This is a genomic window from Pseudoxanthomonas putridarboris (assembly GCF_038321125.1).
GTDB lineage: Bacteria > Pseudomonadota > Gammaproteobacteria > Xanthomonadales > Xanthomonadaceae > Pseudoxanthomonas_A > Pseudoxanthomonas_A putridarboris.
Window position 1 is genome coordinate 348,317 of the sequence record NZ_JBBWWT010000004.1, and the last position, 10,960, is coordinate 359,276.

Here is a 10,960-nt window from a genome sequence, read left to right on the forward strand (position 1 = left end):
CGTGCCTGGTGGCGCGCGCCGGCCTCGCCCACCGCACTGGCGTGGTTCATCGCCGCCGCCGCGCGCGCGCACGACGGCCCGCTGCTGGTGGTCGTCCGCGACAACCATGACGCGCACCAGATCGAAGCCGACCTGCACACCCTGCTGGGCGTGGACACCGCGTTGCCCGTCGTGCCGTTCCCGGACTGGGAAACCCTGCCCTACGACCAGTTCAGCCCGCACCCGGACATCGTGTCGCAGCGCCTGTCCGCATTGCATCGCCTGCCCTCGCTGAAGCAGGGCATCGTGGTGGTGCCGGTGCAGACCCTGATGCAGCGGTTGCCGCCGCTGCGCCACATCGTCGGCGGCAGCTTCGACTACCGCGTGGGCCAGCGGCTGGACTTCGACGAAGAGAAACGCCGGCTGGAAGCGGCCAGCTATCGCCACGTGCCGCAGGTGCTGGACCCGGGTGACTTCGCCGTGCGCGGCGGCCTGTTGGACGTGTACCCGATGGGCGCCGACGCGCCGCTGCGCATCGAGCTGCTGGACGACAGCATCGACTCGATCCGCGAATTCGACCCGGAAAGCCAGCGCTCGCTGGAGAAGACCGACGCCGTGCAGTTGCTGCCCGGCCGCGAAGTGCCGCTGGACGAACGCTCGGTGGATCGCGCGATGGCGCTGCTGCGCGACCGCTTCGATGTGGACACGCGCCGCAGCGCGCTGTACCAGGACCTGAAGTCGGGTCATGCGCCGGCCGGCGTGGAGTACTACCTGCCGCTGTTCTTCGACCAGACCGCCACCCTGTTCGACTACCTGGGCGAACGCGCCCTGCCCGTGCTGGCCGATGGCTTCGGCGAAGCCGCGGAAGCCTTCTGGGCGCAGACGCAGAACCGCTACGAGCAACGCCGCCACGACATCGAACGCCCGCTGCTGCCGCCGGACGAGTTGTACCTGCCACCGGACGCGCTGCGCGAACGCCTGAACCACGGCAACCGGGTGGAAGTCTGCGGCCCGCAACACGCGCGCCACGCCGATGCGTTGCCGCTGGGCGACCAGCCCCTGCCGCTGCTGCCCATCGCCGCGAAGGATGCGCCGGCGGGCGAAGCGCTGAAATCCTTCCTCGGCCACTATCCGGGCCGCGTGCTGATCGCCGCCGATTCGGCCGGCCGCCGCGAGGCGTTGCTGGAAGTGCTGCAGGCGGCCGAGCTGAAGCCGGAGGTGGTCGGCGACTTCAGCGCCTTCCTGGCGTCCCCTCTCCCGCTTGCGGGTGAGGGCCAGGGTGAGGGCGCTGCCGGCGCAAGACTGAAGGCACCCTCATCCGGTCCTGCGGACCCCCTTCTCCCGCAAGCGGGAGAAGGGAGCAGGTTCGCCATCGCCGTCGCGCCGCTGGAAGACGGCTTCGCGCTGGATGATCCGCGCATCGCGGTGCTGACCGAGCGCCAGCTGTTTCCCGAACGCGCCACCCAGCCCCACCGGCGCAAGCGCACCGGCCGCGAACCGGAAGCCATCATCCGCGACCTGGGCGAGCTGAGCGAAGGCGCGCCCATCGTCCACGAGGACCATGGCGTCGGCCGTTACCGCGGGCTGGTGGTGCTGGAAGCCGGCGGTACGCCCGGCGAATACCTGGAGCTCGAATACGCCAAGGGCGACCGCCTGTACGTGCCGGTCGCGCAGTTGCACCTGATCAGCCGCTACTCCGGCGCCTCGGTGGAAACCGCGCCGTTGCACTCGCTGGGCGGCGAGGCCTGGACCAAGGCGAAGAAGAAGGCGGCCGAGAAAGTCCGCGACGTGGCCGCCGAACTGCTGGAAATCCAGGCGCGCCGGCAAGCCCGCGCCGGGCTGGCGCTGTCGCTGGACCGCGCGATGTACGAACCGTTCGCGGCCGGTTTTCCGTTCGAGGAAACCCCCGACCAGCACCATGCCATCGAAGCGGTGCTGCGCGACCTGCAATCCAGCCAGCCGATGGACCGCGTGGTCTGCGGCGACGTCGGCTTCGGCAAGACCGAGGTCGCGGTGCGCGCCGCGTTCGCCGCCGCCAGTGCAGGCAAGCAGGTCGCGGTGCTGGTGCCCACCACGCTGCTGGCCGAGCAGCACTACCGCAATTTCCGCGACCGTTTCGCCGACTGGCCGTTGAAGGTGGAAGTGCTGTCGCGCTTCAAGACCGCCAAGGAGATCAAGGCCGAACTCGAGAAACTGGCCGACGGCAGCATCGACGTCATCGTCGGCACCCATCGGCTGCTGCAGCCGGACGTCAAGTTCAAGGACTTGGGGCTGGTGATCGTCGACGAGGAGCAGCGCTTCGGCGTGCGCCAGAAGGAAGCATTGAAGGCACTGCGCGCCAACGTGCACCTGCTGACCCTGACCGCCACGCCGATCCCGCGCACGCTGAACATGGCCATGGCCGGCCTGCGCGACCTGTCCATCATCGCCACGCCGCCGGCCAATCGCATGGCGGTGCAGACCTTCGTGACGCCGTGGGACGGCGCCATGCTGAAGGAAGCCTTCCAGCGCGAACTGGCGCGCGGCGGCCAGGTGTACTTCCTGCACAACGACGTCGAAAGCATCGGCCGCATGCAGCGCGACCTGCAGGAACTGGTGCCGGAGGCGCGCATCGGCATCGCCCACGGCCAGATGCCGGAACGCGAACTGGAACAGGTGATGCTGGATTTCCAGAAGCAGCGCTTCAACGTGCTGCTGTGCACGACCATCATCGAGTCCGGCATCGACATCCCCAACGCCAACACCATCATCATGAACCGCGCCGACAAGTTCGGCCTGGCCCAGCTTCACCAGTTGCGCGGCCGCGTGGGCCGCTCGCACCACCGCAGCTACGCCTACCTGGTGGTGCCGGACAAGCGCAGCATCACCGCCGACGCGCAGCGCCGGCTGGAAGCCATCGCCTCGATGGACGAACTGGGCGCCGGCTTCACCCTGGCCACGCACGACCTGGAGATCCGCGGCGCCGGCGAGCTGCTGGGCGAGGACCAGAGCGGGCAGATGGCCGAGGTCGGCTTCAGCCTGTACACCGAACTGCTGGAGCGCGCGGTGCGCTCGATCAAGGCCGGCCACCTGCCCGACACGGACCTGGGCCAGGAGCGCCGCGGCGCCGAAGTCGAATTGAACGTGCCCGCGCTGATCCCCGACGACTACCTGCCCGACGTGCACACGCGGCTGACGCTGTACAAGCGCATCAGCAGCGCGCGCGACAAGGACGAATTGCGCGACCTGCAGGTGGAGATGATCGACCGCTTCGGCCTGCTGCCGGACCCGGCCAAGTACCTGTTCGCCACCGCCGAGCTGAAGCTGGCGGCCAACGTCCTGGGCATCCGCAAGCTGGAACTGGGCGAAGCCGGTGGCCGCATCGTATTCGAGAGCAAGCCGAACATCGACCCGATGGCGGTGATCCAGCTGATCCAGAAACAGCCCAAGCTCTACACGATGGACGGGCCCGACAAGTTGCGGATCAAGGTGCCGCTGCCGGAAGCGCCGGACCGCTTCAACGCCGCCAAGGGCCTGCTGACCACGCTGGCGGCGTAAACCACCTCACGCACCAACCCTGTAGGAGCGCCCTCGGGCGCGATGCTTTTGCCTCTCCCACGAACGAAGAGCATCGCGCCCGAGGGCGCTCCTACGGGTTGCGGGGGAACGGTGAGATTCAAGACGGCTCGCATTCGTCGTCCATGCTTGTTCCAAAGCAATCTACGCCGGAATCAATTCGTGCCGCGAAACGGCGCCGGCTTGAATGAATTGCCAGGCGCGTATCGCAACATGATGGGAATCTTACTCTTCGGCCCGGGGAGCACTAAGGCTCTTGCTGTAGAACCCGGACTGATCGAAACAGCAAACCCGATCTTTGCCGGAAGCCAGCATGTCACACGCACTCTCTACCCGGCTCTTGCGGGTCTTTGCCTGTTTCGCGGACTCGATCCAATGTATCCAGTCTATCCGGGCAATGGTCGTGGTGGCATCCCATACCGCCTCGGCTTCCGGCGAGGCGGCCAGTGCTTCCTGGAAGTCTGGCGGCAACTTCGGTTCCAGCTCCTTGTCCATCGAAGCAATCTCCAGCGTGACCGTGTCGCCCACCTCTGCGCCGGAAGCTTCACGCAGCGCTTTGTCGACCTTCAACCAGTGGCTCAGTTGACCATCCGGCTCTAGCGTGGCTTGAAAAGGACGGCCGTTGATAGTGCCTTCTATGCTGGTTCTGCCCCGCCGCGGGAGTTTTTCACTTGCGGACTTTGGCAGGACCAGAAACGTCCAGGAATTTTCCTTGCCCGACTTGACCGGGCGAAGCAGTTTTGCCTTGAAACGCAACCTTGTAGCGACTCGGCTCATCGATCCCACCAGCAGCACCTAGTGCCTTATGTCTTGAATCTTCCCTATTGCAAGGACCAAGAGCCCGCCGTGCACGTCAGATAACGCCTCGGTGCCGGCACCACCGTATTCAGCAGGGGTCGCACGCCGGATCCCGCGCCCTGCACCCGGACAGTTGGACGAGGTTTCCCCCGAACCGACAAGCGCTGGCCTCGGGCGCGATGCTCTCGACCAGCCAACTGTAGCGGAGAATGGGCATGACGGCGCACGCAGCCGGCTCATACGAAGATACAAGTCCACTTATCCATAGTGCCAGATAAAGCGAAGCCGAAGCTCCAAGAGCTACTCCCGGAAAGCCAGCGATTGACGCAACTACGACTCACACGAGATATGTCTCCAGCGGCCTGACGCCTGAGTCAAGCCGCGCCGCGAAGCGGGTTCGACTTGGATGAATTGTCAGGCCTATACATGTGAAGCTAGTGCTGCCAGCTCTTAAAGACGAACTCCAGACTATACCCATCCGGGTCCAGCACATTGGCTGCGTAGTAGCGCGGATCATAGTGAAGTCTGATACCGGGCGGGCCGTTGTCCTTCGCGCCAGCTGCCAGTGCCGCAGCATAAGCCGCATCTACCTGGTCAGTACTGCGAGCCACAAAACCGATATGGGCCGCTTGTCCATCAGTCTTGCCGAGGCGCAACCAGAAGAACGTGCGCGAGTCAGCTCCGAACCCTTTCAGGTCAGGGTGGCCAGGAGGACCCTGAGCTCCGTCGTAATCAAGTCTGTCCTTGATGCCAAGAGGTGCCAAGGCCGCGGTATAGAAGGCGACTGAGCGATCGAGATCACTTACCGAAAGAAATACATGGTCCAGCATGAGAGTCCTGGTGAAGCGCGCAAATTCTTGCGGCGCAAATGATCATAGGCCAAACGCCTGAGCCGGAACTCTACAACAACCTGGCTACTCCGGCAGATTCGAACGAATCAGGCCCGCGGTTTCAGCAAGTTGCCTGGCAGAAACCTGAACTCGCTCTCGACGCTGTGCATCCCCGCTCGGATCGTGCGAGGCACCCCTTTTGCGTCCGGCGCCATCGAATGTTGCGAGTTGAGGCGGGCCTACACCCCAATCGCTGCCCTTCTGCCGAGGCACGACATGGAAATGGAAGTGCGGTGTTTCCTGCCCGCTAAAGACCCCGTTGTTTTGGAACGTAAGTATTCCGAGGGGCCGATAGGTCTTGACGAGCGCCTCTGCGACCCTCTTGGCCGAGGCCATTATGGCCCCGCACTCCTGGTCGGAAAGATCGAGCAGCGTCGCGACATGCCGGCGTGTGATGACGCAGCACTGGCCAACTTCGAATTGCCACGGATTGATCACGGTCAACGCATGTTCGCTTTCGTCTATGATCTTCCATCTTTCTTCGCGACCCGCCACACAAAGGTCGCACGGATCCCTTATGGGAAGTTCGATCATTCGCCTTCTCCGATCAAGCTGGTTTGCCCTAAGCGGCCCGACGCCTGAGTCAAGCCGCGCCGCGAAGCGGCGTTGGCTTGAATGAATTGTTAGGCCCCAACCGCGAGTAGAGGCTTGCGCCAGATGCGATCGTCATCCACGCGATCACCGAGGGTGAAGGTGCAATTTCCCACTTCCGTAAAGCCATGACGTGCATAGAAGCGCTTCGCTCGTTCGTTATGGTCAAAGACAGTGAGGTATAGCTCCGGCGCATTGGCCTCGAGAGCTGATTCAACGGCCCAGTTCATGAGTTCTTCCGCTACACCCTTCCCATGCCAAGGGGAGAGAACATAGATTTGTTGGAGTTCACGGGCGCCTTCTCGGGGGTTTGGGGCAGGCGCACGGAGGGGCGTGAGCTTTGCATAGCCTATCGGCTCGCCACCAACCGCAGCGACACGCCATTGAACAGCTTGATCCGCTAGATCCTTTGCCATTGGTCCGTCCACAGCGTAGGTCTTGTCGCAAAAGGCCTCGAAAGCGTCTCGATCGTAAAGATACGAAAACGTCTCACTGAAGATTCGACGCGCGACAGGGAGCAAGCGTGTGCCAAATTGTGTCCTTGGAGAAACGAAAGTAACTTCGAGTGGGATGGAGGTCATCATGAGAATCCGAAATGGTTGACCTGGGGCCTAGCGATAGAGTCCAGCGGCCGGGCAAACCGGCGCGGCTTTTGCGACAGCAAAAAAGCGTGACGGTCCGCATGGTTCGCTGGAACGATGGGTTAGGCGGCTGCCGTTCCGTCGAAACAGCACACCCCAACGTGAGAAGTGATCGCATCGTACTCATTGGCCTTATGCGCTCGTGCGCTTGAGGACGTCGCCATGCCCCACATGGAAGTGCAGGTGCTTCGAGTCTTGGTAGGTACCAAGGTTGGTAACGACTCGACACGCTCCGTGCTGTCGCTCAACTTGCGTCGCCACAACGCGGACCGCGTCCAGCAATCGGTGCACCAGCTCAATGCCATGCCCACCCAAGTCTGTCAGAGATGGAATATGGACCTTGGGAACGACGACTACGTGGACTGCCCAGTGGGGACGGGTGTGATGAAACGCCAGCACGTCGTCGGTTTCCATTACGACCTCGACCGGAGTCCGACCGCTCAGTGCTTCATCGCAATAGAAGTCGCTCGTCATCTTGAATCCTTCAAATGAATTGTTAGGCAACATCGGCGGTGTACCTTAGCGTGAGACGAAGCATGTCAAAGAGCTGGATGCCGTCCTCGAATACTGGCTCAGGGTAGTTCTTGATGAAGAAGTCACGGTCAATGGCCGTAACCCGAAAGCCATGCCTCTGGTAGAAGGCAAGTTGATAGCCAAATGTGCCGGTGCCTACCTCTATTTGACTTGCGCCAGATTTACGAAAGAAATCAATGACCCATTTCAGGAGCACTGTGCCATGGCCGGATTTCTGATGGGCTGGTTGTATGGCGATGCTCATTAGCTCGTATGCGCCTGCACCAAGTGGCTGGACCAAACATGCGCCAACAACAGCTTCACCATTTGAAGCAACGAAGCATTTCGACCTTGGAAAGTAGGAACGAACCTTGTCTTCCGAGGGGTCGGCGAGCAGTAGCAACTCCATTGGCGCACTCATTGCTGGAACTTCTTGGATCTGTAGCGACATTTTCGTTCTGTTGCCTTACGCCTTATGTCTTGAGTTTCCCCTAGCCTAAGAGCCGAGAGCCCGGCGTGCGTGCCCGATAACGCCTCGGTGTCAGCACCACCGTAATTCAGCAGGGGCCGCACGCCGGATCTCGCGCCCTGCGCCCGAACAGTTGATCGAGGTTGCCCTCGAACCGATAAGCGTGGGCCTCGGGCGCGATGCTCTCGGCCACTCAACTGTAGCGGAGAACGGGGATGACGGCAGCAGGGATCGACGTGTGCAAGGCCCATCTGGACCTGGCCGTGGACGGACAGCCGGGCGTGGTCCGGTTCGCCAACAATCGCGCGGGCATCAGCAAGCTGGTCAAGCGCCTGACAGCACTTGGAACCACACGGATCGTGGTCGAAGCCACCGGCGGCTACGAGGACCCGCTGCTTGAGACCTGCTGCGATGCCGGCCTGTGGATTGCACGAGTCAACCCGCGCCAGGCCCGCGCCTTCGCCCATGCCGCCGGCGAGTTGGCCAAGACCGATGCCATCGACGCCCGGATCCTGGCACTCATGGCCCGGCTGTTCGCCGACCGCCTACGCCCGCATCTCGCACCGCCGCCCTGGCAGCGCGAGCTGCGTGACTGGCTGCGCCGCCGCGGCCAGGTGGTCGTCCTGCTTCAGGCCCAGAAGCAGCAGGCGGCCATGGCGCCGCCTTCGGTCCGCAAGCTGGCAGCGCGCACCATCGCGGCGCTGGCCCACGAACTGACAGCCATCGAGAAGACGATGAAGGCCTTGATCCACGAGCACGCCACGCCGGCGCTGCGCTCGAGCAAGGGCTTGGGACCGGTGTTCCAGGCCACCATCCTTGCGTTGCTGCCGGAGCTGGGCCACCTTGATCGCAGACAGATCGCCAAGCTCACCGGGGTCGCCCCGATGAACCGGGACAGCGGACAGGCCCAAGGCAAGCGGCGCATCCGTGGTGGGCGGGCACCGGTTCGCATTGCGCTCTACATGGCCACGCTATCGGCCGTACGCTGGGAGCCGATGATGAAGGCGCACTATCAGCAGCTTCGGGCACGCGGGAAGCTGGGCAAGGTGGCCTTGGTGGCGTGCATGCGCAAGCTGCTTGGGATCATCAATGCCAGGCGGCGCGATGAGCTGCAGATCGAGAGCTTGGCACTGGCTTGAACCGAGCGCTTCAAGACAGTTGCTGAGTTAAGCCGAGCCGCTTTGCGGCCTTGGGCAAGTGGAACTTGCAAGAACTTGCACGAGGCCGCGAAGCGGGCTCGGCTTGAACGAATTGTTAGCCTACGGATCGGCCCAAGGTCCTTTCACAACCTTTTGGGTTGACTTGGCGCTAGCAGGGTCGGACCGCGTCTCTGGTTTGCGCTTTGGGAGGCGTAGAAGCCGCCATGCTAAATGCCCATCCAAGCCTCGGGCGGGTGCGAGGTTTAGTGCAGCGATCAATAAAGAGAAATACCCGAGGAAAGCAATTGCGGGGCCAAGGACTGGCAATGAACCCGCGTTAGTGAACTCAGCGAGCACGACCAGTGGCAGCGCAACAGCCAACTGAGCTAGAACTCCGCCCCATGCAACTAACGACGCATCACGCTCATTGCGGGGAGCTTCATAGCTCATGCGACCGTGAATAAAGCCAAGGCGGATTTCGTATGGCCTATAGCCGAGACGGCGAGCAACAAAGGCGTGGCCGAGCTCATGCAGGTAAAGAATGCCGAAATAGGCCGCCACGAGCGCGGCCGCATTGATAGGCGTATGAAAAGATGCGGCCATTACGCACGCAGCCACCAGCAGCACAGACCAATGCAGCTCGACACGTGCGCCGAAGCCGGGAAGGAACGGGACGTGGATGTAACTCTTCATCGGAGCAGTTTATAGGCTAACGCCTGAATTAAGCCGCGCCGCGAAGCGGCGTCGGCTTGAATGAATTGTTAGGCGGCAACCTGTGCTTGGTAGTCGCGCCAATCTGTAAGAACAGATGCTGCCTCATTTGAACGCTCCTTGCGACCCGGAAGGCCCATGCGGTTGACGACAATCTGCTCCAAGTGTGCCGATATGTCAGTGTCCGAAGCCCCTGAGCGAAGAAGTGTGAAAACTGACCCCACATAGCTGTCGTACTCGTCGCGGGCTTGCGGCACGCCAGCGACTCCGATTGGGTCCCAGATGTAATGCAGCACCTCGCCGACGATGCGCAAAAGTTCCTGGTCTTGACGGTTGAGTTGATGCGTCATTGCCGCCTAACGCCTGAATTAAGCCGTGCCGCGAAGCGGCATCGGCTCGAATGAATTGTCAGGCTGCGGAGGTGTTGCTGATCGAAGCAGCCGCAGCCAGAGTGCCAATTGATTTGCTAAGAAAGCCATCCAGAGACTCGCTGCCACTTGTCTCCGTTGCTCTTGAACTGGAGAAGATCACTTCTCTCGTGATCTAGCCACTGATAGAACGCAAACTTTTCTTGCCAAGTGGCAGGCTGCGATTTGGTAGGCCAAGCAGTCCATTGGACGAGTATCTGTACACGCGCTTCATCAATCTTCAATAGGGTCTCCAACAAACCGCATACGTAGCCTAACGCTGAGTTAAGCCGACCGGCGAAGCCAGTTCGGCCTGAATGAACTGCTAGGCGCAACAAAATGTCCCGCCGCCAACAAGGTTTTCTCGCCCTTAAAGCACTTGATGCCCACAAGAATCAAACCCCACCCTGCGAAGACAAGAGTAGCCATGATCCTGCATAAATGACTAAATCTCCGGTTTCGCTGGCAGCAGCATAGCCATATAGATGTTTTGACCTACTTGCTTGGAGATGGCAACCGCATCTACAAAAGTGGACTCAACCCTCATCTGCAGGTGGCAGCCAATCGTGCCTTCTGACTGCCCAGAGTTGACCAACGCGAGCTTTACGTTAGGTGCGCTGGGTACACCAGAGGGCGCATTGAACTGAGAGTTGCAATAGGCCTCTGCGGGCGCAGACCTCTCGGCGGACGCAACGGCCCTTTTTGCCATTAGCATGCCCTGATCATCAACCGTAACGGTTCTAGTGACAAGTGTGTATTCCCCTAGTGGCTTGCTGGTAATGTCGGCGGGATCCTCCATGACGATTGCCTTCGGATCAAACGCACTGGAAAGCTCTAGAGTCTCTTCGGCGCTTTGTCGCGCGGCAGGTTCAGGGCTTTCAGCTGAGGCACCTCGGCGAGACATCAATCCACCGATAGAAAAAAGGGAACCGAAGACTACAAAGATGATGCCTGCATTAATTAGGGATGATTTTCTCTTCTCACGCCGGGCAATTGCGAGTTCACAGATCGCCGAAACGATAGCCAAGATGGCAAGCACCACCGCGATCATCTGAATTTGGTTCATTCAAGTCTCATAGGTTAATGAAAAGCGGGAGTGTGGCAGGCGCCTAACGCCTGAATTAAGCCGCGCCGCGAAGTGGCGGGCAGTTCCTACGAAAAAGTAGACACCCCTGTTCTAGCAACACTGTTCGAACTCGACGGGTGAACGATACCCCAGCGCCGAATGCAACCGCTGGTGGTTGTAGAAATGGACGTAGTCACGGAT

12 protein-coding genes are annotated in these 10,960 nt (G+C 61.4%); 2 read left to right on the top strand and 10 right to left on the bottom strand.

Features of this window, described 5'->3' with window-relative positions; genetic code table 11:
• The first annotated feature begins 309 nt into the window (after positions 1-309).
• Complete coding sequence (gene mfd / locus AAD027_RS19065; RefSeq protein ID WP_486660059.1) at positions 310-3,516, top strand: transcription-repair coupling factor; 3,207 nt, start codon at positions 310-312, stop codon at positions 3,514-3,516.
• Positions 3,517-3,759: 243 nt separating this feature from the next.
• Here the strand turns inward: mfd and AAD027_RS11585 are convergent, their stop codons facing one another.
• The 6 genes from AAD027_RS11585 to AAD027_RS11610 all read right to left on the bottom strand — a co-directional run bounded on the left by AAD027_RS11585 (position 3,760) and on the right by AAD027_RS11610 (position 7,418).
• A complete protein-coding gene (locus AAD027_RS11585) occupies positions 3,760-4,311 on the bottom strand; it encodes a YdeI/OmpD-associated family protein (protein ID WP_341726175.1) in 552 nt (183 codons plus the stop codon).
• Between the two features lie 455 nt (positions 4,312-4,766).
• Positions 4,767-5,162, bottom strand: a complete 396-nt coding sequence (locus tag AAD027_RS11590; RefSeq protein ID WP_341726176.1) for a VOC family protein — start codon at positions 5,160-5,162, stop codon at positions 4,767-4,769.
• Positions 5,163-5,246: 84 nt separating this feature from the next.
• Positions 5,247-5,756 (bottom strand): HIT family protein, encoded by a 510-nt coding sequence (locus AAD027_RS11595; RefSeq protein WP_341726177.1) that lies wholly within the window; start codon positions 5,754-5,756, stop codon positions 5,247-5,249.
• Positions 5,757-5,845: 89 nt separating this feature from the next.
• Positions 5,846-6,397 (bottom strand): GNAT family N-acetyltransferase, encoded by a 552-nt coding sequence (locus tag AAD027_RS11600; protein WP_341726178.1) that lies wholly within the window; start codon positions 6,395-6,397, stop codon positions 5,846-5,848.
• 189 nt (positions 6,398-6,586) lie between these two features.
• On the bottom strand, positions 6,587-6,961 hold the full coding sequence (locus tag AAD027_RS19070; protein WP_425605443.1) for an HIT domain-containing protein: 375 nt from the start codon (positions 6,959-6,961) through the stop codon (positions 6,587-6,589).
• A complete protein-coding gene (locus tag AAD027_RS11610; RefSeq protein WP_341726180.1) occupies positions 6,951-7,418 on the bottom strand; it encodes a GNAT family N-acetyltransferase in 468 nt (155 codons plus the stop codon). The genes AAD027_RS19070 and AAD027_RS11610 overlap by 11 nt, the downstream gene beginning before the upstream one ends.
• A gap of 233 nt (positions 7,419-7,651) precedes the next feature.
• Between AAD027_RS11610 and AAD027_RS11615 the strand changes: the two genes are divergently transcribed.
• Positions 7,652-8,575, top strand: a complete 924-nt coding sequence (locus AAD027_RS11615) for an IS110 family RNA-guided transposase (protein ID WP_341726181.1) — start codon at positions 7,652-7,654, stop codon at positions 8,573-8,575.
• 120 nt (positions 8,576-8,695) lie between these two features.
• Here AAD027_RS11615 and AAD027_RS11620 read toward each other — a convergent pair whose 3' ends face one another.
• The 4 genes from AAD027_RS11620 to AAD027_RS19075 all read right to left on the bottom strand — a co-directional run bounded on the left by AAD027_RS11620 (position 8,696) and on the right by AAD027_RS19075 (position 10,960).
• Positions 8,696-9,268 (bottom strand): metalloprotease, encoded by a 573-nt coding sequence (locus tag AAD027_RS11620; protein WP_341726182.1) that lies wholly within the window; start codon positions 9,266-9,268, stop codon positions 8,696-8,698.
• Positions 9,269-9,336: 68 nt separating this feature from the next.
• On the bottom strand, positions 9,337-9,636 hold the full coding sequence (locus tag AAD027_RS11625) for a hypothetical protein (RefSeq protein ID WP_341726183.1): 300 nt from the start codon (positions 9,634-9,636) through the stop codon (positions 9,337-9,339).
• Positions 9,637-10,138: 502 nt separating this feature from the next.
• Positions 10,139-10,759, bottom strand: a complete 621-nt coding sequence (locus AAD027_RS11630) for a hypothetical protein (protein ID WP_341726184.1) — start codon at positions 10,757-10,759, stop codon at positions 10,139-10,141.
• Between the two features lie 111 nt (positions 10,760-10,870).
• A complete protein-coding gene (locus AAD027_RS19075) occupies positions 10,871-10,960 on the bottom strand; it encodes an IS3 family transposase (RefSeq protein ID WP_425605415.1) in 90 nt (29 codons plus the stop codon).

Bases quoted from the DNA above. Each gene is read 5' to 3' on its own strand.
- mfd (WP_486660059.1), top strand. From the start codon at position 310: ATGCAGCGGTTGCCGCCGCTGCGCCACATCGTCGGCGGCAGCTTCGAC.
- AAD027_RS11585 (WP_341726175.1), bottom strand. From the start codon at position 4,311: ATGAGCCGAGTCGCTACAAGGTTGCGTTTCAAGGCAAAACTGCTTCGC.
- AAD027_RS11590 (WP_341726176.1), bottom strand. From the start codon at position 5,162: ATGCTGGACCATGTATTTCTTTCGGTAAGTGATCTCGATCGCTCAGTC.
- AAD027_RS11595 (WP_341726177.1), bottom strand. From the start codon at position 5,756: ATGATCGAACTTCCCATAAGGGATCCGTGCGACCTTTGTGTGGCGGGT.
- AAD027_RS11600 (WP_341726178.1), bottom strand. From the start codon at position 6,397: ATGATGACCTCCATCCCACTCGAAGTTACTTTCGTTTCTCCAAGGACA.
- AAD027_RS19070 (WP_425605443.1), bottom strand. From the start codon at position 6,961: ATGTTGCCTAACAATTCATTTGAAGGATTCAAGATGACGAGCGACTTC.
- AAD027_RS11610 (WP_341726180.1), bottom strand. From the start codon at position 7,418: ATGTCGCTACAGATCCAAGAAGTTCCAGCAATGAGTGCGCCAATGGAG.
- AAD027_RS11615 (WP_341726181.1), top strand. From the start codon at position 7,652: ATGACGGCAGCAGGGATCGACGTGTGCAAGGCCCATCTGGACCTGGCC.
- AAD027_RS11620 (WP_341726182.1), bottom strand. From the start codon at position 9,268: ATGAAGAGTTACATCCACGTCCCGTTCCTTCCCGGCTTCGGCGCACGT.
- AAD027_RS11625 (WP_341726183.1), bottom strand. From the start codon at position 9,636: ATGACGCATCAACTCAACCGTCAAGACCAGGAACTTTTGCGCATCGTC.
- AAD027_RS11630 (WP_341726184.1), bottom strand. From the start codon at position 10,759: ATGAACCAAATTCAGATGATCGCGGTGGTGCTTGCCATCTTGGCTATC.